The organism is Catenuloplanes niger (assembly GCF_031458255.1).
GTDB lineage: Bacteria > Actinomycetota > Actinomycetes > Mycobacteriales > Micromonosporaceae > Catenuloplanes > Catenuloplanes niger.
The window spans coordinates 9,211,969-9,236,092 of the sequence record NZ_JAVDYC010000001.1 but is presented as its reverse complement, the minus strand read 5'-3'; the positions used below and the strand labels follow the sequence as shown (position 1 = coordinate 9,236,092).

At 72.5% G+C, this 24,124-nt stretch carries 23 protein-coding genes; 12 read left to right on the top strand and 11 right to left on the bottom strand.

Features of this window, described 5'->3' with window-relative positions:
• Positions 1 to 49: 49 nt before the first annotated feature.
• Together J2S44_RS40535 and J2S44_RS40530 are read right to left on the bottom strand one after the other, a co-directional pair.
• Positions 50 to 484, bottom strand: coding sequence for a DoxX family protein (locus J2S44_RS40535; RefSeq protein ID WP_310428576.1), 435 nt, complete (start codon positions 482 to 484; stop codon positions 50 to 52).
• Between the two features lie 146 nt (positions 485 to 630).
• Positions 631 to 1,719, bottom strand: coding sequence for a saccharopine dehydrogenase NADP-binding domain-containing protein (locus J2S44_RS40530; RefSeq protein WP_310428575.1), 1,089 nt, complete (start codon positions 1,717 to 1,719; stop codon positions 631 to 633).
• Positions 1,720 to 1,801: 82 nt separating this feature from the next.
• On the opposite strand from J2S44_RS40530, the gene J2S44_RS40525 reads away from it, so the two are divergent.
• From J2S44_RS40525 to J2S44_RS40510, 4 genes are all read left to right on the top strand, one after another.
• Positions 1,802 to 2,365 (top strand): TetR/AcrR family transcriptional regulator, encoded by a 564-nt coding sequence (locus J2S44_RS40525; RefSeq protein WP_310428574.1) that lies wholly within the window; start codon positions 1,802 to 1,804, stop codon positions 2,363 to 2,365.
• A gap of 174 nt (positions 2,366 to 2,539) precedes the next feature.
• Complete coding sequence (locus J2S44_RS40520) at positions 2,540 to 7,378, top strand: HD domain-containing protein (protein WP_310428571.1); 4,839 nt, start codon at positions 2,540 to 2,542, stop codon at positions 7,376 to 7,378.
• The gene (locus J2S44_RS40515) at positions 7,371 to 7,703 is read left to right on the top strand and encodes a hypothetical protein (protein ID WP_310428569.1); all 333 of its coding nucleotides are present in this window, start codon (positions 7,371 to 7,373) and stop codon (positions 7,701 to 7,703) included. The genes J2S44_RS40520 and J2S44_RS40515 overlap by 8 nt, the downstream gene beginning before the upstream one ends.
• Positions 7,700 to 8,305 carry a hypothetical protein gene (locus J2S44_RS40510; protein ID WP_310428567.1) on the top strand — a complete coding sequence of 202 codons (606 nt, stop codon included), beginning with the start codon at positions 7,700 to 7,702 and terminating at the stop codon, positions 8,303 to 8,305. Before J2S44_RS40515 ends, J2S44_RS40510 begins: the two co-directional genes overlap by 4 nt.
• Before the next feature lie 18 nt (positions 8,306 to 8,323).
• On the opposite strand, the gene J2S44_RS40505 is transcribed toward J2S44_RS40510, so the two are convergent.
• Together J2S44_RS40505 and J2S44_RS40500 are read right to left on the bottom strand one after the other, a co-directional pair.
• Complete coding sequence (locus tag J2S44_RS40505; RefSeq protein WP_310428565.1) at positions 8,324 to 9,121, bottom strand: hypothetical protein; 798 nt, start codon at positions 9,119 to 9,121, stop codon at positions 8,324 to 8,326.
• Positions 9,122 to 9,201: 80 nt separating this feature from the next.
• The gene (locus tag J2S44_RS40500; protein ID WP_310428563.1) at positions 9,202 to 10,968 is read right to left on the bottom strand and encodes an ABC transporter ATP-binding protein; all 1,767 of its coding nucleotides are present in this window, start codon (positions 10,966 to 10,968) and stop codon (positions 9,202 to 9,204) included.
• A gap of 120 nt (positions 10,969 to 11,088) precedes the next feature.
• On the opposite strand from J2S44_RS40500, the gene J2S44_RS40495 reads away from it, so the two are divergent.
• The 3 genes from J2S44_RS40495 to J2S44_RS40485 all read left to right on the top strand — a co-directional run bounded on the left by J2S44_RS40495 (position 11,089) and on the right by J2S44_RS40485 (position 12,902).
• Positions 11,089 to 11,502, top strand: coding sequence for a MarR family winged helix-turn-helix transcriptional regulator (locus J2S44_RS40495; protein WP_310428562.1), 414 nt, complete (start codon positions 11,089 to 11,091; stop codon positions 11,500 to 11,502).
• A 69-nt stretch (positions 11,503 to 11,571) separates the two neighbouring features.
• Positions 11,572 to 12,246 (top strand): hypothetical protein, encoded by a 675-nt coding sequence (locus J2S44_RS40490; protein ID WP_310428560.1) that lies wholly within the window; start codon positions 11,572 to 11,574, stop codon positions 12,244 to 12,246.
• Positions 12,243 to 12,902 carry a DUF4166 domain-containing protein gene (locus tag J2S44_RS40485; protein ID WP_310428558.1) on the top strand — a complete coding sequence of 220 codons (660 nt, stop codon included), beginning with the start codon at positions 12,243 to 12,245 and terminating at the stop codon, positions 12,900 to 12,902. Before J2S44_RS40490 ends, J2S44_RS40485 begins: the two co-directional genes overlap by 4 nt.
• A gap of 108 nt (positions 12,903 to 13,010) precedes the next feature.
• Here the strand turns inward: J2S44_RS40485 and J2S44_RS40480 are convergent, their stop codons facing one another.
• Positions 13,011 to 13,817 carry an SAM-dependent methyltransferase gene (locus J2S44_RS40480; RefSeq protein ID WP_310428557.1) on the bottom strand — a complete coding sequence of 269 codons (807 nt, stop codon included), beginning with the start codon at positions 13,815 to 13,817 and terminating at the stop codon, positions 13,011 to 13,013.
• A gap of 78 nt (positions 13,818 to 13,895) precedes the next feature.
• Between J2S44_RS40480 and J2S44_RS40475 the strand changes: the two genes are divergently transcribed.
• On the top strand, positions 13,896 to 14,369 hold the full coding sequence (locus J2S44_RS40475) for a DUF6928 family protein (protein ID WP_310428555.1): 474 nt from the start codon (positions 13,896 to 13,898) through the stop codon (positions 14,367 to 14,369).
• Positions 14,370 to 14,421: 52 nt separating this feature from the next.
• On the top strand, positions 14,422 to 15,195 hold the full coding sequence (locus J2S44_RS40470) for an aminoglycoside phosphotransferase family protein (protein WP_310428553.1): 774 nt from the start codon (positions 14,422 to 14,424) through the stop codon (positions 15,193 to 15,195).
• Between the two features lie 4 nt (positions 15,196 to 15,199).
• Here the strand turns inward: J2S44_RS40470 and J2S44_RS40465 are convergent, their stop codons facing one another.
• The 3 genes from J2S44_RS40465 to J2S44_RS40455 all read right to left on the bottom strand — a co-directional run bounded on the left by J2S44_RS40465 (position 15,200) and on the right by J2S44_RS40455 (position 16,411).
• Positions 15,200 to 15,514, bottom strand: coding sequence for a hypothetical protein (locus J2S44_RS40465; protein ID WP_310428551.1), 315 nt, complete (start codon positions 15,512 to 15,514; stop codon positions 15,200 to 15,202).
• A gap of 34 nt (positions 15,515 to 15,548) precedes the next feature.
• Positions 15,549 to 15,752: a hypothetical protein gene (locus tag J2S44_RS40460; RefSeq protein ID WP_310428549.1), complete on the bottom strand. Its 204-nt coding sequence runs from the start codon at positions 15,750 to 15,752 to the stop codon at positions 15,549 to 15,551.
• Positions 15,753 to 15,829: 77 nt separating this feature from the next.
• The gene (locus tag J2S44_RS40455) at positions 15,830 to 16,411 is read right to left on the bottom strand and encodes a DinB family protein (RefSeq protein WP_310428547.1); all 582 of its coding nucleotides are present in this window, start codon (positions 16,409 to 16,411) and stop codon (positions 15,830 to 15,832) included.
• Positions 16,412 to 16,571: 160 nt separating this feature from the next.
• Between J2S44_RS40455 and J2S44_RS40450 the strand changes: the two genes are divergently transcribed.
• Positions 16,572 to 17,099, top strand: coding sequence for a globin domain-containing protein (locus J2S44_RS40450; RefSeq protein ID WP_310428545.1), 528 nt, complete (start codon positions 16,572 to 16,574; stop codon positions 17,097 to 17,099).
• On the opposite strand, the gene J2S44_RS40445 is transcribed toward J2S44_RS40450, so the two are convergent.
• A complete protein-coding gene (locus J2S44_RS40445; protein ID WP_310428543.1) occupies positions 17,094 to 18,305 on the bottom strand; it encodes a nitric oxide synthase oxygenase in 1,212 nt (403 codons plus the stop codon). The two genes, J2S44_RS40450 and J2S44_RS40445, sit on opposite strands and share 6 nt — an antisense overlap.
• 141 nt (positions 18,306 to 18,446) lie before the next feature.
• The gene (locus tag J2S44_RS40440) at positions 18,447 to 19,115 is read right to left on the bottom strand and encodes a GntR family transcriptional regulator (RefSeq protein WP_310428541.1); all 669 of its coding nucleotides are present in this window, start codon (positions 19,113 to 19,115) and stop codon (positions 18,447 to 18,449) included.
• Positions 19,116 to 19,131: 16 nt separating this feature from the next.
• Between J2S44_RS40440 and J2S44_RS40435 the strand changes: the two genes are divergently transcribed.
• A complete protein-coding gene (locus J2S44_RS40435) occupies positions 19,132 to 21,915 on the top strand; it encodes an FAD-binding and (Fe-S)-binding domain-containing protein (RefSeq protein WP_310428538.1) in 2,784 nt (927 codons plus the stop codon).
• Between the two features lie 297 nt (positions 21,916 to 22,212).
• On the opposite strand, the gene J2S44_RS40430 is transcribed toward J2S44_RS40435, so the two are convergent.
• A complete protein-coding gene (locus J2S44_RS40430; RefSeq protein ID WP_310428536.1) occupies positions 22,213 to 23,214 on the bottom strand; it encodes a L,D-transpeptidase family protein in 1,002 nt (333 codons plus the stop codon).
• A gap of 167 nt (positions 23,215 to 23,381) precedes the next feature.
• Between J2S44_RS40430 and J2S44_RS40425 the strand changes: the two genes are divergently transcribed.
• Positions 23,382 to 24,077 carry a hypothetical protein gene (locus J2S44_RS40425; RefSeq protein ID WP_310428534.1) on the top strand — a complete coding sequence of 232 codons (696 nt, stop codon included), beginning with the start codon at positions 23,382 to 23,384 and terminating at the stop codon, positions 24,075 to 24,077.
• Positions 24,078 to 24,124 lie beyond the last annotated feature (47 nt).

Sequence of the window (24,124 nt, the reverse complement as noted above, 5' to 3'; positions counted from 1 at the left end):
CCGCTTCCTCTTTCCACCCGATCGGACCTCTACCTGATCGAACGATCAGTCAGGCGGCGGGTTGCAGGGCCGGTACGGATTCCCGGCTGCGCCGGGTGAGGAGCGCGTCCAGCGAGTACGGCCCGGGGCCGAGCACCGCGATCAGGAAGAACGACCAGCAGAACAGCGCGGCGGACTCGCCACCGTTCGCGACCGGTGCGAGCGCGTCCGGCTGGTGCACCACGAAGTAGGCGTAGGCCATCGAGCCGGAGCAGAGCAGCGCCGCGACCCGGGTGCCGAGTCCGACGACGACCAGCGTGCCCGCGACGAGCTGGATGACCCCGGCGTACCAGCCGGGCCAGGTGCCGGCCGCGACGGCCTCGCCGGTGCCGCGGCTGCCGCCGAAGAGTCCCAACACGGTAGCGGCACCGTGCACCGCGAAGATCAGCCCGACGACGACCCGAAACAATGTCGTAACGGGTACGGACAGTCGCTCGAACATCATCACTCCCTAGCATGAGAACGGTTACCCACCGCGATCTCCACAGGGTGCCATAGATATAGATACAAGTCGATATGATGAATGCCATGCGGGGAACCGGGATCCGCGCGCGTCCACTGTGACTCGGCGCGGCGGGTCCCGAGCCGGGCCTACCGTTCGGCGCCGGCCGGGAGCAGATACTCCCCGCCGCACGACTCCGCCAGCGACGGGCCGAACAGCGCCGCCGGGGTGTGGGCGCCCGGCCGCCCCTCGCCCGCCAGCAGCCGCCGCGCCACCTCGGCCGGGATCGCACCGGTGTATCCCTGCGCCTCACCCACCCGCAACCAGCCCTCCCGTACGGTGCCGTCCGCCCAGCGCACCCGCGCGTAGCCCCACGAGTGCGCGCGCGGCCGCGGCCGGTCCGGGAACCGCACGCGGGCCAGCCGCCGGACCGCGAACCGGCGCAGCGCCGCGGACTCCAGCAGCACGGACGCCACCGGCAGGACGTGCCGCAGCGCCGCCATCTCGCTGGACGCGGCGGTCACGTCCGGCGCCCCGCTGGCCCGCTGCGCCGCGACCAGCTCGCCGAGCGGCACGCTCACGGTGCGCACCACGGTCCCGTCCGGCAGCGTGAGCCGGGTGGCGTCGCCGCCGAGCCGCGCGGGTGCCAGCCGCCCGCCCCGGAACCTGCGCCCCTGGAACCGGCGCCCGCCACCGACGCCCGGCAGCCCGTCGAGCATCGTGGCGGCCAGCGCCGCACCGACCGCGCCGGCCTCGATCGCCAGCGACGGGATCATGTGCACGCGCACCTCGGCCGGCACGGGACGCCCCGCGCACAGCGCGACCACCACGCTCTCGGTCGCGGTCACGCCGAAGCCGGCACCGGTCACCACGGTCCGCCCGGCCGCCGTCGCCGTGTCGTCGAGGTCCAGCACCGCGGAGAGCGACGCCACCTCGTTCGCCAGGTCGACGTAGTGCGCGCCGGCCGACAGGCAGGCCCGCGCGATCGGCACCGCAGTCGCGCGGAACGGCCCGACCGTGCTCACCACCACGGCCGGCCGCTGCCGCCGGATCTGCGCGATCGCCGCCTCGACCGTGCCGGCGACCACCGTGCGGGCGCCACCGCCGACCCGCTCGGCGGCCCGCTCGAGGCGTGCCGCGTCCCGGCCGACCAGCACCGGCGTGATTCCGCGAGCCGGCAGTTCGGCCGCGATCGCCCGGCCGCTGCGGCCGGTCCCGCCCAGGATCCAGGTCTCCACGCGCGTCTCCGTTCCTTGATGACATGACGTGTCATCAAGGTAGCGCGCGATGACACGTCATGTCATCACTAGGATCGGAGGCGTGGGACGATGGGAACCGGACGCACGGCAACGGCTGGAGCAGGCGGCGCTCGAACTCTTCGCCGAGCAGGGCTTCGCCGCGACGACCGTGCCCGAGATCACCGCGCGGGCCGGCCTGACCACCCGCACGTTCTTCCGCCACTTCGCCGACAAGCGCGAGGTGCTGTTCGCCGAGGACCAGGCCGCCGAGGCCGCCGAACGCCTGCTGACCACGGCACCACCGGACGCCGCCCCGCTGACGCTGATCCTCGACGGCCTGCGCGCGGTCGCCACCGAACGCTTCGAGCCCAAGCGCGAACACCTCCGCGCGCTGCGCGCCATCATCCGCACCGACGACGGCCTCCGCGAACGCGAGCTGCACAAACACGCCGCCCTCCGGGAAGCGGTCCGCACCGGCCTCCTGGCCCGTGGCCTCCCCTCCACCACCGCCGCGCTGCTCGCCGAAATCTGCACCACGCTGCTCTTCGTCTCCGTCGACGAATGGCTCGACCGCGACGACGACCGCCCCCTCGCCGACATCATCGGCGACACCCTCACCGCACTCCGCGCGGTGCTGAAGATCTGACCACCGGCGATCCCGCGGTACGACGGCGTCCGCCACGGAAGCCGGACGTAGCGACACTCGGACGGCACACCAGGAAATGCTGGCCGTCCGGCCGAGTGATTCCGGCTCCGAATCCAATAGCAATACGTATGCTGTTGGTCACCTTTTGAGACGGTCGCGCTGCGGAGGCCTCCTTTGACAGACCGGCTGGCGGTCCTGATCGGCGTGCCGTCGTGTGATCGTGATCTGTTCCCGGCCATCCCCCACGTCGTCGCGGCGGACGTAGCGCGGATGAGTGAGGCCCTCGCGTCGTCCGGCTACACGATCCGCCACTGCGGTGCCGGTGACGCCTCGGAGGCGGTGCCGAGCCGGAACCGGATCCGGGGCGCCATCCTGGAGGCCTGCGACCAGGTAGCCGACGGCGGCATCCTGTTGCTGTACTTCTCCGGTCACGGCGTGGTGATCGATGGCAAGAGCTATCTGGTACCGCAGGATCCCATCGCTCATCGCGACGGATCTCTCGATCCGGGCAGTCTCGTGCCGATCATGCCGCCCGGCATCGAATACTGCCGAGCCAAGATGGTCGTCTTCTGCGTGGACGCGTGCCGGGAGGATGCGGCCGGGTTGGTCGTACCGCCGCGGGACGAGCTGCCGCTACCGGCGAGCGGTGACTTCGCACTCGTCAGCAGCTGTGCGGCCGGGCAGTTCAGTGGTTACACGGACACCGGTAGCCACTTCACCCAGGCACTCGCGGACGTGCTCGGCCGCAGAAATCCCGCTCGGACGGTCGACGAGGTGTTCGATCGGGTGGTGCGGCGGCTCGCGACGACCGGCCTTCCGGAGGAGGACGGTCCGCAGACACCGAGAATGGCCATGACCCGGCGTGGTGGGCCGGGCAACAGGCCGCCGGGCACCGTCGTGATCTGCGAGGGCGAGCGGGTCAGTGAGCAGTGGCGTACCGCCGTCGCGTCCAGCACCCTGTGGAATCGGGTGACGTGCCGGCCCGAGGTGCGTGAACAGGCTCGGGACCTCGTCGTACGGGCCGTCGAAGCGGCCGCCGTGACCTGGCTCGACGCACACGCGCATTTCGCGTCGGTGGTGGGGTTCGACGATCCGTGGGCACCCTACGAGGTGCCCGTCCGGGTTCTCGCCTGCGCTGAACAGTGCCTACCGGACACCACCACGTTCACGTCGGTGGAGGTCGCTATGGTGGTGGCGGCACCCTTCCTGCGCGAGGTGGCCTACAGCGCAGGCATCCGTCTCGCCGCCGAGGTCGAGCCCACCGCGTTTCATCGCACCTACGCCGAGACCGTGCGGTACGACCTGGAGATCACCCACCAGGTGCACGAACATGTGTGCCGACGGGCCGAAGGTCTGGCCAAGCGCGGCCACGAGGAGCTGCGCAACGCGCTCGCGATGTGGCTGGTGCATCGTTGGCTCGGTGGCCGCGCGGCACTGTGGGACGAGCCTGCGGCCACCCATGCCTGCGACCAGTTGGCGGCAGCGCTTGCGCCGCTGGCGGGCGATCGCCTGAAGCCGGGTGAGCGTGCCACACTGCTGAAGGTGCTCGCCCGCTGCGCGGGCGCCGAGCCGGACGATCCCAGGCTCGTCGGCCGGCTCGGATACCGAGATTTCACCGAGACCAGCCGCCTCTTGGCGGCCGTCCTCTGGCTGGGCGGGTCGATGGCGGCCGATCCCCGGCGCATGCCGCCGGTCATCGTCGATCACCTGGGGGTCGGCTCGGACCTGACGGTGCCCGGGGTCCATGACGCCGCCCGGTCGACCCGCTGGGACCGCACCGTGAACGCGATGGAGCTGGGAGCGATCTGCGATCATCCCGCGATCCATGACGCCTTGACCGACGTCGTGTCCCGCGCCCAGTTCGTCAGGGAAAGGTTGGCGTCGGCCCTGGACGTCGCGGCGGAACTGCCGGGGCGTTTCGGCGACGCGGGCCTGCGCGCGGAGCTGTGTGACGGCGTCCCGGTCTACGTCACGCCGTTGCTGCGCTTCCAGCTGTCCGAGGACAAGGTCCGCGAGCTGCTGATGGGCCGGCAGCTCTACGGCGAGCCGGAGTTGGCGATCCGCGAGCTGTACCAGAACGCGCTGGACGCATGTCGCTACCGCAGCGTCCGACGCACGTTTCTCCGCAGCACCAACCACCGGCCCGGCGAGTGGCAGGGCCTGATCGAGTTCAGCCAGGGCCGGACGCCGGAGGGACGCGACTACATCGAGTGCACGGACAACGGTGTCGGGATGGACCGGGAGACGCTGGAGAAGACCTTCGCGAACGCGGGTGAGCGATTCATCTACCGGGCCGCGTTCCGGCAGGAGCAGGCGGACTGGCAGGAGCTCACCCCGCCCCTCCGCCTCGTACCCAACAGCCAGTTCGGGGTCGGCGTCTTCAGCTACTTCATGCTGGCCGAGGAGATCGAGATCTTCACCCGCCCGGTGACCCGGGACGACCTTCCGATGCCCACCGGATTCCGGGTCAGTATCGCCAGCAGCGGCAGCCTCTTCCGGATCACCGAGACCACCGACGCGGGTCCGGGCGGCACCCGCGTGCGCCTGTACCTGACCGGCGAGGACGACGTGTCGGTGCTACGGACGATGCGCGATCTCCTGCGCGTGGCCGAGTTCCGCGTCGACGTCGAACACGACGGCATCGGGCGGGACACCTGGCACCCGGACGAGTTGCACCACACCGACTCCGGGTTGCAGCCGCTGAAGGTGGGCGACGATTTCTGGTGGGTGCCCGGTGAAGGGTGTCTGGCCGCCGACGGTATCGCCACCGGCGAGAAGCGTTACGGCTTTCTGGTGAACCTACGTGAGGCGCGGCAACCGCAGTTCACCGTCGACCGCAAGAGCCTGCGCCGCTGGGACCGCGAGTGGGTGGCCGAGCGGGTGCGGTCGGCGCTGCCCGAACTGATGAACTGGCCGGGTCTCACCCTTTCCTGGCTGTGGGAGGTGGCGAAGCGGACGCCCGACGTCGCGAACGACATCTTCCAACGGCTGCGCCAGGACGGCCGAGAGCTTCCGGTGGAAGGTGCGGTCGGTCATGGCGTCCTGGCGCCGCTCTCCAGGGTCGGATGCCTCCCACTGGATGCCCAGCTGCTCAGCGGCGAGTTGTTCCGATACGGCGGGGACGACTGGCTCGTGCGCTGGCGCCTCGGCGTATGGCGCGATCATATTCAGCTGCCTCGCTGGTGGCAGGCCTCACCGCCCGAGCGGACCGACGGTCTCCCCGTCGTGGACCCCTTCGAGGCAGAGGTGATCGAAGCACTCTACGAAGGAATGCCGATCAGGGGCCGGGACGCACCCTTACCGGCTGAACTGCTCGCGGTCGCCGCAGCGGTCGAGCAGGCTCCCGCCGCCAGGCTGGCGCGGCTCCGTCGCTTCGCGATCGTCGGCATGGATCTGAGGGCCGCCCGAGATCTCCCACACATCGATCGCGCTCTGAGCAAGGAGGACCTCGCCCTGCTCCCGGCGGTGGCCGCATGGGCACGTCCCGGCGAACCACCCCGCGAGGCAGTCGGCGGACCTCTCGCAGCCGTTTCTCAGGCCATGCGGGCACCACTGCGCACGGTGATCGATCGAGCAGGCCGGTTGGTGCCCGCCGGCTGGGTGGCACCGCGTGTCGGATCCGAGACGCTCCATGACTACGTCTTCGCCGCAGGCGATGTGCGGCTCTTTCACGAGTCAGGCTTCCCCTACGCCCCCACGATCGGGGCGACCGTTTCACCGTCGCATGTCGCGGCACTGGCCACGGCGCTCAATCAGCCGGTAAACGAGATCCTGCAACGGTTCGACCGGTTCGCGGCACTCGGCTATCACGTAGAGGCACGCGACGCCTATCCAGAAGACGTCACGGCGACCGAGCTCGAGACGTTACGAGACGTCTTCACAGCCGGGCGAGAACTCACGCCTTTCGACATGTTTTTTCTCGCCGGCCGACGAAGCTGCACCGTGCGGAAGCTCAGAGAGGATCTGTCCCGCCTTGCGGACAGCGGACTGATCCGCCTGCCCGAGGTCGATCCGGTACCCGACCAGGTGCCGACATCGGACCAGATCGACGCGATGCGACAGGCTGCACAGGGCCAGTACAACGTCTGGAGCGGTGGATATCGCAAACCCGACGAGTCACGTGTATTCGTCTCCCTCATCAATCGCCTGCCCGCGCTCGACGATCATCGGTTCGCCGACGAGCTGGCCATAATGCGGCCATTGCTCGAAATCATCTGCGCCGGCCGGCGGATGACACCGCCGGAGATGGTGAGCGTCGCGTACCGCTACGAGTACTCGCTAGCGGATACAGTTGATTTCCTGGCCAAGGTGTTACCCGGTTCCGATGTGCTCAGTGGCCTGTCGGCCAACTTGCGCGGGTCATCAATCAGACTCAAGCGCTATGACGAGCGGCTCGCCCTGCTCGGAAGTCAGTACGGCATGGTTCTGGAAGGGCGGCCGATCGACTGGTGCCTGGACGCTCACAACCTGGTGCAGGCCGCGCTAGCCGGCCGGCAAACGGTTCCGGAGATCATCGACCGGATCGCGCCCTTCGGCGAGTTCGGTGCTCCGGTGCCGCACCTCGACGACGCCGAACGGGCGGCCATGCTCGCCATACCGGTGACGCCGCACGACTCCGAGATGCTCGTGCAGCGGGATGGGCACGGCGATGAGGTGCCGATCACCGAGTTCTGGCCGTTCGACCTGGTCCGCATCGCGGGCCGTTACGGCTGGACGGTGCAGCATGCCGACACGCGCCTGCGTCGTTTTGCACCGCTCGGCTTGACGCTGCACTTCGACACCGACGACTGCGCCGATCAGCTCGTGCACTGGCAGGACCTGCTTGCACTGACCACGTACCTCGACGGGCAGCCACCGACCCTGTCCGGCCCGGTGACCGACGACCACCTCGCCGCCGCCGCGGATGCGGTGGGCGAACCGACCGTACGCATCCGGGAACGGCTACGGCCGTACGCGAACCTGATCGGCTTCACCGTGCCGGACATCGCTTCCGAGGAGACACCGGATGCCTGACGACACTCCACCCGTGCAGCACCGGCCGATCCCCTGGACCCGACATGATCATGCCGTCCCGGACGGTTTCACCGTCACGCCGATCGCGGAGAACAAGGGATTCGAAGTGAACGGTGTCTGCCCGGGCTGCGGCGGACGCATCCGACGGGAGTGGCGATACGGCTCCGGCAACGGCTACAAGGGCATCTTCAAACACCGTCAGCCGCCCCGGCCGAAGCCCGGCCCGCGGACCGTACGCTGCTGTTGCGGTCACTTCCACGCCGACCGGCCGGCCGAGGAGACGCTGGAGGGCTGCGGGGCCTACTGGATGGTCAACCTGCCGTGAGCGATCCGAGACTGCGGTGGGACGCGCTCGCTGACGACCTGGCCTTCAACCAGCTCCCGTCGACCCGGAAGCAGGCCGAGACGTGGCGGACCGGTCTGGCGGGTCTGACGAGCCTGCTCGGGGCGGTGCTGATCGTGAAGGGCCGGGACACCATCGCCGACCTGGCCCAGGAGCGCAAGGTACTGGTCATCGTGCTGCTGGCGTCGGCCTTCGCGGTTCTGGTGACCGCGACCCTGTCGGCGTTGCGCGCGGCATCGGGCAACCCTGGCGACGACACATTGCTCACCGGAGAAGATCTCCGGGACTGGACCGAGAGGGAAGTCGGAAAGGCACGGCGGGCCATCCGCCTGGCCCGGGCTCTGACATTGGGCGGCATCGTGCTGGTGGCCCTCGCCGTCGGGGTCGCCTGGCTGAGCCCCACCGCCAAGCCGGGACAGGCGCTCGTGCTGATCCAGTCGGCATCCGGCACGGTGTGTGGTGCGTTGGACTCCTCCCTCACCGTCGGCCACCTGAGTGTCGTCGTGAGCGAGAAGCCGCGTCTGACGACCACCGTGGCGTTGACCGCGACCACCCGGGTGACGCCGGTCGAGGCCTGCCCGTGACCGCGGATGCCGGAGTGGTCAGTGGAGGACGAGGAGGGCGCCGGCGCCGAGGGTGGCGAGGGCGTGAAGGGTGGCGAACTTGGTGCGCTGGGGCACCGGCCAGCGGCCGAACCAGATCCGGAGCAGGACCAGCCCGAATATCGCGGCGAGTACGGCGAACGGCCATGGGCGGAACGCCGGTGCGGCCCACCGCTGCTGGCCGAGGGTCGTCCAGAAGACCGCGAGCAGGCCCGCCGAGGCCAGGTTTCCGGGGTGGCGTTCGAGCAGCAGCGGCAGCACCTGTCCGCCGACGATCAGCGGGACCATGACCGCCAGGAACGACAGGAGCGGGTGGTACGGGTTTCCGGGCACCCACATCGGCAGGAGACCGCCGATCACGAGCCCGGTCAGGCCGGCGACCAGAATCTCCACCAGCGCCTCGGCGGACCCGGCCACGATGCCGGTGAACACCGCCCCGCTGATCAGCAGCAGCGCGTCGAGCCGCGGCACCACCGCGTCGAGCATGGTGTTCAGCACCACCACCTGGACCAGCAGCGCCAGGGCGATCGACTGGAGCGCCACGCGTCCCAGCGACCGTTGCAGGTTCACGTCGTCCTCGCGGGCGCGGCGCAGCCACAGTCCGAAGACGAGTCCGGCACCGGCGATCCCGGCGACGACCGACAGGTCGTACTGCGGGCGCCAGCCCAGGACCGGCAGGCTGCACACGGCCCCGACCACGCCGAGCAGCAGCGCGGTGGCGGTCCACCCGCGGAGCGTCTCCGGATCGGTCTCCGCGGCCTGCGTCTGGTCGTCCAGCGAGCCGTCGTCCGGGTTCATCGCTCCACGGTGACGCGCGCCGGGCCGGCCGGCCAGTCCCTGCTCAGGGGACAGTGGACCGGTCAGGAACAGTGGACCGGTCAGCCGGCCAGGGCGGCGTAGCGGCCGTTGCGGGCGAGCAGGGAGGTGTGGGTGCCGGACTCGATGACGCGGCCGTGGTCTATCACCGCGATCTGGTCCGCGTCGCGGACGGTGGACAGGCGGTGCGCGATGGTGATGGTGGTGCGGCCCTCGGCGAGCGTGTCGAAGGCGCGCTGGACCGCGCGTTCGGTGGACGTGTCGAGGGCGGAGGTGGCCTCGTCGAGGACCAGGACGCGGGGGTCGCGGAGCAGCGTGCGGGCGATCGCGATGCGCTGCTGTTCGCCGCCGGAGAAGCGGTAGCCGCGGGAGCCGACGACCGTGTCGTACCCGTCGGGCAGGGTCTGGATGTGGTCGTGGATCTGGGCGGCCCGGGCGGCGGCCTCGAGCTCGGCGTCGGTGGCGTCCGGTTTCGCGTAGCGCAGGTTCTCCCGGATCGTGGTGTGCAGCAGGTAGGTCTCCTGGCTGACGACGCCGATGATGCCGGCCAGGTCGTCGAGGCGCAGGTCGCGCAGGTCGACGCCGTCGATGGTGACGCGGCCGGAGTCGGGGTCGTGCAGGCGGGAGATCAGCGCGGCGAGCGTGCTCTTGCCGGAGCCGGTCTCGCCGACCAACGCGAGACTGCTGCCCGCGGGCACGTCGAGCGTCACGCCGGCCACGGCCGCGGTGTCGCTGCCCGGGTACGCGTAGGTGACGTCCTCGAGGCGCAGGTGGCCGCGCGGCGCGGTCAGCGTCACCGGGCGGGCCGGGTCGGCCACCTCGACCGGCAGGTCCAGGTATTCGAAGATGCGGGCGAACAACGCGAGTGACGCGGTGATCTGCACGCCCACGCTGAGCAGGCCCATCAGCGGGCGGAACAGGCCGTTCTGCAGCGCGGTGAACGCGACGAGCGTGCCGATGCTGACCGCGCCGGCGCTGCCCGGCAGTCCGGCGGAGAGGTAGATGAGCGCGGGGATCGCGGCGAAGATGATGCTCATCGTGGCCATCCGCCAGCGGCCGGCCAGTTCGGAGCGCAGTTCGAGGTCGATCAGGCGGGCGGACGAGCCGGTGAACCGGGCGATCTGGTGGCTTCCGGCGCCCATCGTCTTGCTGAGCCGGACGCCGCTGACGGACAGGCCCTCCTCGATGGTGACGTTCAGGTCGGCGAGCTCGCGCTGGCGTTCGGCGACGATCTCCCGGCGCATGCCGGCGACCTTGCGGGTGAAGTAGATCGCGGGCGGCAGCACGACCAGGGACGCGAGCGACAGCTGCCAGGACAGCGCGACCATCGCGACGATCGTGGCGACCGCGGTGGTCAGGTTCGCCGCGATGCCGGCCGCGGTGTTGGTCACCACGGTCTCCATGCCGCCGATGTCGTTGGTGATCCGGGACTGCACCTCGCCGGTGCGGGTGCGGGTGAAGAACCCGACGGACTGCCGTTGCAGGTGGGTGAAGACGTCGACGCGCAGCCGGTGCATGACCTCCTGGCCGACGCGGGTGGAGATCCAGGTCTGCACGACGCCGAGCGCCGCGGTCACGGCCGCGACCGCGATCATGCCGCCGACCAGCCAGGACAGCAGCGTCAGGTCCTGCCGGGGAAGCGCTGTGTCGATGACCTCGCGGAGCAGGAACGGTGACGCCATCCCGGCCGCGGCGGAGACCACGATGATCGCGGTGACGACCGTCAGGGACGCGCGGTGCGGGGCGAACAGTGCGGTGATGCGGCGCAGCGACACGGCGCGCGCCTGGGCCTTCTCGGCCTCGGAGGGTTTCTGTCGGTCTCGTGGCAACGCGTTCTCCTTTTACTGAGGTTACCTCATCATGAGGCTGCAACCCCATCACCCGCCACCGTTATTCCGGCTCGGCGCGCGCTTCTCGGCGGTCGGCACCGGGATGGCAAGCTGTCCCCCGTGTCCTCACCGTCGCCCGACTCGCTTCCTGAACTGTTCTGGGCCGTCGCCCGCCGGCTGCGGCACGCCAGCCGGGAGACGCTCGCGCCGTTCTCGATCACGCCCAGTCAGTCGCGGGCGCTCGGCGTGCTGTCCCACCACGGCCCGTTGCGGCTCAGCGCGGTCGCGGAACACCTGCACATCGCGCCCCGGTCCGCGACCGAGGTGATCGACGGTCTGGAGACGCTGGGGTACGCGGCCCGGCACCCCGACCCGGACGACCGGCGCGCCACGCTGGTCTCGCTGACCGACGCCGGCGCCGCGGCCGGTGAGGCGATCAAGGCGGCCCGCCGCGCCGAGGCCGACCGGCTCTTCGGCGCGCTCCCGGACGACGACCGCGCCGCGCTCGACCGGATCCTGCGTACGCTGCTCTGACCCGCTCTTGAGCATGTGCTCAAAACCTCGTACGCTCCGTTGAGCAACTGCTCAAACGGGGAGGCCGGCGTGCGTTCGATCTACGTGGAAGCGGTGATCTCGGCACCGCTCGACGACGTCTGGGCGGCGACTCAGGACCCGGTGCGGCACTGCCGGTGGGACGTGCGCTTCGGGCGCATCGACCCGGTCCCGGGCACCGCGCCGGCCGAGTTCCGCTATGTGACCACCGTGCTGCCCGGCGTCGAGATCGGCGGCTACGGCGTGCACGCCGGGCAGCGCGACCGGCCGGACGGCACCCGCACGTCCGCGCTGCGCTTCGGCTCCGCCGACCCGCGGTCGCCGATCGGGGACGGCCGCGGCTACTGGCGCTACGTGCCGGTCGCCGGCGGCGTGCGGTTCCTCACCGGGTACACGTACACGCCGCGGTGGCCCTTGATCGATCTGGTCTTCCGCCCGGTCTTCGGCTGGGCCACCGCGTGGTCGTTCGACCGGCTGCGGCTGTGGCTGGAACGCGGTGTCCCACCCGGGCGCGCGCTGCGCAACGCCTGGCTGGAGGTGATCGTGCGGGTCGCCGTCGTGGCCGGTGCCGCCGCTCTCGGCCCGCACCCGCTGATCGTCGCGCTGACCGCGCTCGCCGCCCTGCTGCTGCCGCCCGGCCGGGACACCCCGGCCGCCCGCCGCTGCCTCCGCCACCCGTCCGACCGCCGCGCCGCCACCGCGCCCACCCTGCTGGAGACACTGTGACCGACATCTTCGCCCGCGCGCTCGGCGCCGACTTCGACCGCCTGCACCCGCGCCTGCGGGAACGGTTCGGTGCGGCCCGCGGCTGCGTCGGCACCGGCGTGATGGACCGCGTCTGGCGCGGCCCCGCGTTCGTCACGCCGTTCCTGCACCTGGGCACGGCCCGGCACGTGCTCTTCCCGGAGACCGGCACCGACATCCCGTTCACCATCGAGAACTACGCCTACGCCGACTCGTACGGCCGGCCCACGCTCACGTTCGTGCGCACGTTCGAGGTCGCGGCCGCCCGCCGGCGCCGGTTCGACGCCACCATGGTCTTCAGCGAGCGCCGGCAGGTGCTCGTCGACTACCTGGGCACCCACCAGCACATCGCGGTCGACCTGCACCTGACCGTGGACGCGGCCGGTGGCCTGCACATCCGCAGCGGGCAGCAGCGCTTCCGCGGCGGTGTCCGCTGCCCGCGCCTGTTCAGCGGGGAGGCCGGACTGCACGAGTGGTACGACGAGGACGCCGGCCGCTTCCGGATCGAGGTCACCGTGGCGAACCGCCGCTTCGGCCCGATCTTCGGCTACTCCGGCAGCTTCACCACGCAGTACGTCGACGAGCACGCGCCGGTCCCGGCCGCGGTCCGCCCGCTCCGCGAGAATCCACGAGAATGAGGTGCCCGCTTCCGGCCCGGGCGCGTCACGGTGCTCCCGCGGGCACCGGTCGGCCGCGGGCGGCCTCCCTGCCGGTCAGCGCCGCCGGTCACCACGAACCGGCGCGGGCTACCGCTTGCGGGCGACCGCGCCGTACATGGCGATGTCCCGGTCCGCGACGCCCGCGTCCCCGCCGCCGTCCGGGCGCCACTTGTGCACCTGGACCAGGCCCGGCTCGACCAGGTCGAGGCCGTCGAAGAAGCCCAGCGCGGTCGCCCGGTCGCGGAAGACCAACGTCTCACCGAGCCGGTTGTACTCCCGCCGCACCTCGGCCAGCGGCACCGGGTCGAACTCGTCCGTGGCGATCGACATCGCCAGGTAGCTGCCGGACGGCAGCACGTCCAGCACCTGCCGGACGACGCGCAGCGCCTCCGCGTCGTCCTCGATGAAGTGCACGATCGCGATCAGCAGCAGTCCGACCGGCTCGTTCAGGTCCAGCGTCGCCCGGAACTCCGGCGCGGACAGGATCGTCCGCGGGTCCCGCATGTCCGCGTCGACGTAGGCGGTGCGCCCCCGCGCGGTGCCGGACATCAGCGCCCGCGCGTGCGCCAGCACCAGCGGGTCGTTGTCCGTGTAGACCACCCGCGCGGCCGGGTCGACCCGCTGCGCGATCTCGTGCAGGTTCGGCGACGTCGGCAGCCCGGTGCCGATGTCCAGGAACTGCCGGATCCCGCACTCGGCCGCCAGGTAGCGAACCACGCGGTGCATGAAGTCCCGGTTGGCCCGCATGTGCGGCCGCAGCGCCGGCCAGATCCGCAGCGAGTTCTCCGCGGCCTCCCGGTCGACCGCGAAGTTGTCGCCGCCACCCAGGATGTAATCGTAGATCCGCGCACCGTGCGCCCGGTCCGTCTGCAGATCCTCACCACGACGTTCCACCGCGAACCTCCGAAGCCGGCGTCCCCGCGACCTTACACCGATCTTCGGCTCCACTGTGGACGCCGTACCCTGTGGACCATGGGTTCGAAGACCGCGCTGCTCGCGTTCAGTGCCGGAGATCCGCGTCCCGCCCTGCGCGGCGCCGCCCGGCCGGATCCGGCGCAGGTCGTCGCCCGGGTACGCGAGCTGCACCCGGAATACGACGTGACCCCGCTCGGCACCGGCTCGCTGCCCTACTGGGCCGGCGAGCACCCGGTGCGATCGACGGTCACGGGTGAGCCGTACCCACTGCCGTTCCACCCGCTGGAGCTCGGCGGCGGCCCGGTGCTGCGCGCGCTGTTCGGCTTCGCCGAGGAGGGCGCCCCCGCGGCCGGCGACATCGACCCGTTCGGCGTGCCGCTGCTCGCGTTCCGCGTCGCCGACCCGAGCGGGCGCGAGCGGGCCGACCGGCAGGCCGCCATGGAACGGCTGGTCGCGCTGATGGACCCGCCCCGCCGTTACCGATTCGCGCCGGACGGCACGCTCCGGGAGACCACCGACGGCGGTTCCTGAAGCGGCTGGAATCCGATCGCCCGGGGCGGTGGTGCGGCGGTAGCGTCGGGGCGTGGTGGAGCACGAGGTGTTGCAGGCGGACGCGCACCGGCGGGTGGTGCGGATCGGGGACACCGTGCGGCGGCCGATGCATCCGTGGTCGGCGTCCGTGCACGAGGTCCTGGGGTATCTGGCCGACGTGGGGTTCCCGTTCGCGCCGCGGGTGCTCGGGATCGACGACCAGGGCCGGGAAGTGCTGTCCTATGTCAACGGTGACTCCGGCGGTGACGGCTGGGCGCGGGTGGTGGACGAGTCCGGGCTGCGGGCGATGGCGCGGCTGCTGCGCGACTACCACGACGCGATCGCGGGCTTCCGTCCCCGTACCGACGCGGTCTGGTCCTCGGGTTCGGCGCCGCCGCGGCCCGGCGAGCTGGTCTGTCACGGTGACTTCGGACCGTGGAACCTGGTGTGGCGCGGCACCCGGCCGGTCGGCGTCCTCGACTGGGACCATGCGGGGCCGCGCCGCCCGATCTTCGACGTGGCCTACGCGCTGGAGTACGTGGCGCCGTTCCGCGACGACGCGGAGAGCATGCGGTCGATGCACCACCCGAGTCCGCCGGACCGGCGTCGCCGCCTGGAGATCTTCGCCGCCGGGTACGGCTTGACCTCGCTGGACGGCCTGGCCGACGAGGTGATCGACCAGCAGCGGCAGGTGCTCGCGCTCGTCCGGCGGCTCGCCGCGGCCGGGCAGCAGCCGCAGGCGTCCTGGCTGACGGACGGCACGGTCGCGGCGACCGAGGCGCACATCGCGTGGAGCGTCCGCCACCGGGACCTGTTCGGCGGGTGAGCGGTCAGTCGAGGCGGGCCCGGGTGAGCGCCTCGACATACACGATCACGTCGTCGACCACGTCCAGCACGAACGTCCCGTCCCGCTCCGGCGTGACGGTGACGCACCGGTGACCCGGACCGTACGGCCCGTCCGGCGGTGGCGCGGTGTGAAAGCTCCGGCAGAAGTCGTCGCCGCAGTCGCACTCCCGCACGACACGCAGGCCGGCCACCTGATCCGCCAGCCGCCCGTCGCCCCGCGCCCGCAGTGCGGCCGCCAGCTCGGCCGCGAACCGCGGAAACCTGCTGCCCACCGCCTCGGCGTCACCATCATGTGCCATCACCGCCGAGGGTAACCGGTGACCGGCCCCGCGCTCAGGCCAGATCGAGCGTACGGCCGGCACCGGCCACGTCGACCGACCCGGTGAACTCCGCGGTGGCGGTGGCGGTGGCGAGCGCCGCGGTGGGGTCGGTGCCGGGCATCAGGTGGGTGAGCAGCAGCCGGCCGGCACCGGCCCGGGCCGCCCGGCGGGCCGCGATCCGGGCGCTTGACAGGCAGCAGCGCGCGTCGCCGGGCACGTCGTCCGCGTAGGAGGCCTCGGCGATCAGCAGGTCGGCGTCGCGGGCGAGGGCGGCGACCTCCGGCGACGGGCCGCCTATTGTCCGACGCGGCCGTCGATGCGTTCGCGGAGGAGGTCGGCGTGGCCGGCGTGGCGGGCGTATTCGTAGACGGTGCCGATCAGGACGTCGCGCAGGGACAGCGAGCCGCCGCCGCTGCCGTGCCGGTTGTCCGGGTCGTCGGCGGTGATGTCGAGGCTGGGCGCCGCGGCCACCAGACGGTCGGCGAACTCGATCTCCGATCGCCACGCCGACCACGCCTGCGTGACCACCGCCGGGTCCGCGACCGCGCCGTCGAAGTCGCCGTCCCGGTCGCCGGGCGTGCTGAACAGCGGCGGTGCGTCCTGGCCGGCCAGCAGGACGCGGAAGGTGGCGCGTTCGACGTCGGCGAGGTGCCGGATCAGCCCGAGCAGCGACATCGTCGACGGCGGGACGCTGCGCCGGGCCATCGCGGCCGCGTCCAGCCCGGCGCACTTCATCTCCACCGTCAGCCGCGCCACCCGCAACGATTCCATCAGCGTGGTGCGCTCGTCCGCCATGGTCGGCCCGTGCTCCCGCGGGTCGTCGTCGGACGGCCGCCCGTCCGCGGTGAACATGTCGGCACGTCGTGTCGTCCCCATCCCCGCATCATCGGCGGCACCGGCCGGCGGGACAAACCATTTCCGGTGTGGACGGTGCCGCACCGCGTAACACGGCTGAAACTGCTGGTTGATCCGGGTTTTCGGACAAAAACCATGTACAGCCGCACAACCTATCGAGAGCGGACGTTATAGTGCATCGGTGATCGATTTCGGAGGTACGGGCCGCGGCACCGGAGCTGTCTACGCGGCGAGCGTCTCCCGGGCGCCGTCGGGTGCGCCCGGCGACCATCCCCGGCCGGACGCCGAGGCCATGCGGATCGTGCAGCGGACCGCCGCGTCGGTGGCCGAGCGGCCGGTCGCGCTGGCGGAGGCGTTCTACCGGCACCTGTTCGCGATGGCTCCCGGGGTGCGGGCGATGTTCCCGGACGACATGACGGCGCAGAACGAGAAGCTGTGCCGGGCGCTGCTCGACGGCATCCGCGCGCTCGTGGAGCCGGAGCGGTACGCGGTGCAGATGGAGCGGTCGCTGCACCGGCTCGGCGCGCACCACGCGGACCGGTACGGCGTGCTGCCGGAGCACTACCCGTACGTCGGGCATGCGCTGGTCCGCGCGGTCGGCGACGTCTCCGACGACTGGTCGTCGTCGACCAGCGCGGCGTGGATCTGGGTCTACGACTGGATGGCCGCGCACATGCTGGGTCAGGCCGGGCACGGCGCCCGGTCATGAGTGCAGCGGCATGCTCGCCCGGGCGTGGCCGTACCGGGCGAGCAGCCGCGCCTCCTCGTCGAGGTAGAAGTTGGGGCGCTGGTCGGCCTCGTGGTAGTAGCGGTGGAAGACCGGCGTGGCCGCGCCGGACATCGGCGGCACGATCCAGCTCCAGTCGGCCGGCACCTCGCGGCCGGCCCGCTGTTCGCGGCGCACGTGCTCGAGGAACCGGGCGGCCTCGGTGTGATGGTCGGTGATCTTCACGCCGGCCCGCTCGTACGAGTGCAGCACCGCCCGGTTCAGCTCGACCAGCGCCCGGTCCCGCCACAGCGTGGTCTCGGAGCTCATGTCCAGGCCGAGCCGCTGCGCGACGACCGGGAGCAGGTCGTAACGGTCGGTGTCGGCCAGGTTGCGGGCGCCTATCTCGGTGCCCATGTACCAGCCGTTGAACGGCGCCAGCGGGTAGTCGACGCCGCCGATCCGGAGCCGCTGGTTCGCGATGGCCGGCACCGCGTACCAGCGCAGGCCCAGCTCGGCGAACCAGCCGTGGTCCGGGTGGGTCAGCGGGACCTCGAGGACCACGTTCTCCGGCAGGTCGTACATGTGCAGGCCGTGTTCGGGTGTCTCCACCATCAGCGGCAGCACGTCGAACGGCGTCTTCTCGCCCTTCCAGCCGAGCAGCTCCATCGACTCGGTGAAGTCCACCTGCGCCGGGTCGCCGAGCGTGGTGCCGTCCGGCATGCGGTATCCGGCGTACCGGATGAGCTGGTCGTTCCACACCCGGGCGTACGGCCGGCCGGGCTTCGCGGGGGCGAACACGCTGAGCACCGGCCGGATCGCGCCCTGGCGAACCGCGCGGGCGCCGGGGCGGACGTCGGTGCCGCTGGCTATCTCCAGGTGCCGCACCAGGCCGGCGTAGATCTCGTGCGGCGTGCGGGCCGAGCGCCGGTCCAGCACGTGCAGGCTGCGCCAGTAGAGCCGGCCGATGCACCGGCTGGCGTTGCGCCAGGCCAGCTTCGCGCCGTAGGTGACCTCGTCCAGCGTGTGCTCGTAGGTGCCGGTGGCCGCGATCTCCGTGCGGACCTCGGCCAGCCGGGCCGCCACGTCGCCCACGCCGGGGTTCTCGGCGTGGTACTGCACCAGGAACTCCTCGGCCTCCGCCACGTCGATCGGCGCGTCCGGATCCCAGTCAGCAACGGGATGGTCCCGATAGCCGGGTGTACCCACGTTTGTCCCACCGTCTCGCACTAGATCGTGTTAAGAGCGATGAGGATCGTAAATTTCCGACACATTACCGTCAAGCGGACCGACACCGCCCAGCCCGCCCGAAGCGGCCCCCGGGGCAGGTCAAGGTCCATTTCGACCAGGTTACGAAACGCGACGCAGATTCCGCACCAGCAGCGCGCCGGTCGCCTCGAGGTGGGCGTGCATCGCGGTGAAGGCGGCGTCGCCGTCCCGGGCCAGGACCGCGGCGACGACCGGCTGGTGCTCGGCGTGGATCTGGGCGAGGGTGCGCCCGCTCGCCGTGGTGGGCGGGCCGAGCAGCGCGGTGGTGGAGCGCAGCCCGTCGACGATCGCGGCGGTGCGCGGCTTGCCGGCGGCGCGCAGCAGCAGGTCGTGCAGCGCGCGGTCGGCGGCCCAGAACGCGGCCTCGTCGTCGTGCGCGGCCGCGCCGGCCATCTGGTCCAGCGCGGTCGCGACGGCCGCGTGCTGCGCGTCCGTGCCGTCGGACGCGGCCCGGCGTGCCGCGTCCGGCTCCAGCGCGAGCCGGATGCCGATGATCTCCTCGACGTCCGCGACCCGCGGTGGCAGCACCCGGAAGCCCCGGTTGCGGCGGATCTCGATCAGCCCGGCCTCGGCGAGCCGGAGCAGGCCCTCGCGGACCGGGCTGCGGGACACGCCGAGCAGCTCGGCCAGCTGGTAGACGGAGTAGGTGGTGTCCGGCACGAGCTGGCCGGCGGCGACGCCGTCACGGACCGCGCGGGCGACCGCGTCGGCGAGGGTGGGGGCCTCTGGCGGCAGGCTGAGCTGGGGCACGAGTAACATGTTACCTATGACTGATGTAGTGGCGGCGCTGGAGCGGGCCGGGCTCGAGGTGCGTGCCGACGCCGGCACGCGTGGCATGTACGCGTCCGACGCCTCGCTCTACCGCATCCCGCCGCTGGCCGTGGTCCGCCCGCGGCACACCGACGAGGTCGCGGCCGCGCTCGAGGTGGCCCGGGCGGCCGGCGTGCCGCTGACCAGCCGGGGCGCCGGCACGTCCGTCGCCGGCAACGCGGTCGGCCGCGGCATCGTGCTCGACTTCTCCCGGCACCTCAACCGGGTGCTCGGCGTCGACCCGGAGGCGCGGACCGCGGTGGTCGAGCCCGGCACCGTGCACGCGGTCCTGCAGAAGGCCGCGACGCCGCACGGGGTGCGCTTCGGCCCGGACCCGTCCACCCATCCGCGCTGCACGATCGGCGGCATGATCGGCAACAACGCGTGCGGCTCGCGGTCGCTGGCCTACGGCCGCACCTCCGACAACGTGGCCGGCCTCGAGCTGCTGACGGCCGGCGGTCAAAAGCTGATCACCGGGTACGACGGGAGCGGCGCGTTCGCCCGCGGTGCCGACGCGGTGCTCGGCGCGGTGCGGCAGACCATGAACCGGCACCTCGCCACCGCGCGCACCGAGTTCGACCGGTTCGGCCGGCAGGTCTCCGGCTACGCCGTGCAGCACCTGCTGCCGGAGCGCTTCGACCTGACCCGCGCGCTGGTCGGCTCCGAGGGCACGCTCGCGGTGATCACGCAGGCGACCGTGCGGCTGGTCGTGGACGCGCCGGTCCGGGTGGTGGTCGTGCTCGGCTTCCCGGACATCGTCGCGGCCGGTGAGGCCTCCCCCGCCGTGGTCGCGCACGGCCCGACGTCGTGCGAGGGCCTCGACTCCCGGTTGCTGGACGTGCTGCGCGCCCGCCGCGGGCCGGACGCGGTGCCGCCGCTGCCGTCCGGTGCCGCCTGGCTCTTCGTGGAGCTGGCCGGCGACGACGCCGGCGAGGTCGAGTCGCGCGCCCGCACGCTCGCGGCGGACGGCATCGGCGAGTCCAGCCTGGTCGTCACGGACCCGGCCGTCCAGGCCCGGCTGTGGCGCATCCGGGAGGACGGCGCGGGCCTGGCCGGGCGCGCCCCGTCCGACAAGCCGGCCTGGCCCGGCTGGGAGGACGCGGCCGTCCCGCCGGAGCGGCTCGGCGCGTACCTGGCCCGGTTCGACGAGCTGGTCGCGTCGTACGACATGACCTCGGCGCCGTTCGGGCACTTCGGCGACGGCTGCATGCACGTGCGCCTGGACCTGCCGCTGGACCAGCCCGGCGGTACGAAGATCATGCGGGAGTTCCTGACCGACGCGGCGAAGCTGGTCGGCGAGTTCGGCGGGTCGCTGTCCGGTGAGCACGGCGACGGCCGGGCCCGCTCCGAGCTGCTGCCGCACATGTACTCCGCGGACGCGATCGCGCTGTTCGCCGGCGTGAAGGCCGCGTTCGACCCGGACAACCTGCTCAACCCGGGCGTGCTGGTCGACCCGGACCCGATCGACGCGGACGTGCGCCCGGCCGGCCGGTTCCCGCTGACGACGCTCGCGATGGCGTACCCGCACGACGACGGTGACCTCGGCCAGGCCGTGCACCGCTGCACCGGCGTCGGCAAGTGCCGGGCGGACAACTCCGCGGCCGGTGGCGTGATGTGCCCGTCCTACCTCGCCACCCGCGAGGAGAAGGACTCCACCCGCGGGCGGGCCCGGGTGCTGCAGGAGGTGGTGCGCGGCGAGCTGGCCTGGTCGCACCCGTCCGTGCACGACGCGATGGACCTGTGCCTGTCCTGCAAGGGCTGCGCGTCGGACTGCCCGACCGGCATCGACATGGCCACGTACAAGTCCGAGGTGCTGCACCAGACGTACCGGGGGAAGATCCGGCCCCGGTCGCACTACACGCTCGGCAAGCTGCCGTTCTGGGCGCGGCTGGCCGGGTGGGTGCCGCGGCTGGCGAACCTCGGCGTGCGACTGCCCGGCGTCGGGCGGCTCGCGCTGTGGCTGGCCGGGGTCGACGGGCGGCGGTCCGTGCCCGCGTTCGCCCGCAAGCCGTTCCGGCGCACGTTCCGGCCGGCGGAGACGGACCGGAAACCGGTCGTGCTGTTCGCGGACTCGTTCTCGGACGCGTTCTCCCCCGAGGTCGCGGACGCCACGGTACGGGTGCTGCGCGCCGCCGGGTACGAGCCGCGGCTGCCGTCCGGGTCGGTGTGCTGCGGCCTGACCTGGATCACCACCGGCCAGCTCGACTCGGCGAAGAAGATCCTCGGCCGTACCGTGGCGGCGCTGGCCCCGGACGCCCGGGCCGGCGTGCCGATCGTCGGCATCGAGCCGTCCTGCACCGCGGTGCTGCGCTCCGACGTGCGCGAGCTGCTGCCCGGCGACCCGGACGCGGAGGCCGTGGCCGGCTCGGTGCGCACGCTGGCCGAGCTGCTGTCGCAGACGCCCGGCTGGACGCCGCCGGACCTGTCCGACGTGGAGGTGGTCGCGCAGCCGCACTGTCACCACCACGCGGTGATCGGCTGGAAGACCGACGCGGACCTGCTCGCCACGACCGGCGCCCGGGTGACCCGGCTGGCCGGCTGCTGCGGCCTGGCCGGCAACTTCGGCGTGGAGATCGGCCACTACGAGGTCTCGGTCGCGGTCGCGGAGCAGAACCTGCTGCCCGCGCTGGACGCCGCCCCCGGCGCCGTGGTCCTGGCCGACGGCTTCTCCTGCCGCACCCAGGTCGCCGACCTGCGCGACCGCCCCGCCGTCCACCTGGCCCAGCTGCTGGACCGCTGACCCCGGCCGGTGGGTCGCGCCACCGTTCGGAAGCGACCGCAACAGCCGAGCCCGACGCGCGCTCGCCCGGGTACAGGCGATCGCGCGCCGGGCGTACCCGGAGCCCTGACGCGCTCGACGCGCGGCAAGGTCACCGTTGGTAGCAGCGCGGCGTTCGGAACGGTAATTCCGACAAAACCATGGACCCGCACACCGTGCCGGACCGGATACTCGCTCAGGTGCCGGCCAATCCGCACGGATTCCCCGCCGTCCATGATGGACGCCCGCGACGTTCCGAGCCGATGGCCGGGTCCGTCCTCAGTAGACCCAGACCCGGGTGCCGACCGGCATCTCGCCGCTGCTCCACACCCAGTCCATCGCCGCGATCGACAACCGCGCGCAGCCGTGCGACGCCGGGTAGGGCGGGATGTCGTGCGCGCCGTGCACCGCGATCCCGCCGTTGAAGTACTTCGGCCGGTAGAGCGGGCCGAGCGGACCGTACCGCCAGCCGTCGATCTGCCGGCCGACCGTGAACCGCCCGGCCGGCGTGTCCGCGAGGTAGCGCCGCCCCCGGTGGCGGTAGTACTCGTCCGACCCGGTCGAGGTGTTGAGGATCCGGGTGACCGCGCCGTCGTCGACCAGCATCAGCAGCTGCCGCTCCAGGTCGATCTCGACCTTGTGCCCGCTGCGGCTCCGCGCGACCGGCCGCACGCCACCGGCCAGCGCCGCGAGCGTCTCGGCGTCGGCCCGCCCGGTGCGCGCGATCCCGGCCGCCTTCTGCACCGCGTACACCGCCTGCAGCGTGAGCGCGCCGAACCGCCCGTCGGCCGGCCCGTTCCAGTAGCCGAGCGCGTCCAGCCGCCGCTGCAGCGCCACGATCTCCGGCCCGCTCTCGCCCCGCTTCAGCACCCCGTCGCCGCCCGCGGTGGGCGTGCCGCTCGGCGTGCCCCCGGGCGCCGGTGTCGCCGTCTGCCCCGGCACGGGCATCCCGGGCGGCACCGGGGTTCCGGTCGGCACGGGCATCCCGGGCCACACCGGGGTTCCGGTCGGCGCCAGGGTGCCGGTCGACGCCGGGACACCGGTCGGCCAGGCGGTGCCGCCCGGTGTCGCGGCCGGGAGGGAGGGAGCGGCGGAACCTGCCGGCGGCCGGACCGGCGTGGGCGCACCGGTGAACCGCGGCGGGCCGCTCGGCCACGCCTGCGGGCCGGCCGTGGCGCCCGGCTGCGCGACCGGCGCCCCCGGCCCGCCGCCGCATCCCGCGGCCATCGCGACCGCGAGGCCGAGCACCGCCGACCGCCGCATCCCCCGCCGCACCGTCATCCCGTCATTCTCGCTGATCAGGGCACATTTCAGACCCGAACACCCCGAAACCGGCACCGGTACGGCGGACCCGCTCGCCACCGCGCCCGCACTCCCCCGGCCCGCTGCTCGACGCGCGCGTCAGCGATCATCACGTAGGGTGGCTGCGGACACGGGAGGCGGGGCACATGGGTTTCCGGCGGCATCGACGGCCGATCACGATCGAGGTGGCCGGCGCCGGCCCCGCCGAGGTGATCGCCGCCGTCCGCGAGCGGGGCGCCGTCGTGGTGGGCGGCACGCGCGTGTCGTTCCACGTCTCCGACGCGGGCCGGGTGCGCGCCCGGCTGCCGGTGCCCTCGCCGACCCACATGGCGCCGCACCTCACCGCGCGGCTCGTCGCCGCCGACCGCGGCACGGTGCTGACCGGCCAGATCCGCGAGTCCTACCTGGAGGTGGCCTACTCCTACCTCTACTACGGCCTCGCCGGGCTGCTCGCGCTGGCCGTGCTGCCGATCCTGGCGTTCGAGGGCGGCCCGCGCAATCCCGGTCTCTACGTGTGCGGGGTGGGCGCGCTGCTGCTCGGCCACGTCGGCTTCCTGACCACCCGCCACCGTCGCGTGGCGTTCGCGGCGAACGCCCCCGACCTGGACCGCGCGGCTCACCTCCTGCTCGCCCTCCGCGACCGCCCCCGGCCCGGCGGCCACCCGGAGCCCACCCCGCCGCTCCCCACCGGGCCGTCACCCGACGGTCCGCCGGCACCGCCCGACGGTCCGGCACCACCCGACGGTCCGCCGCGCGACGCACGCGAGCATGCGGCGGCGCCGGGCGACCCGGCACCGGGGCGTCCGCGCCCGTCCGGCCTGCGTCCCGCGACGCCGGAGTGACCGCTCGCCCGGACGGGCCTCGACCGCGGCGCACCGACGGCGGGCGC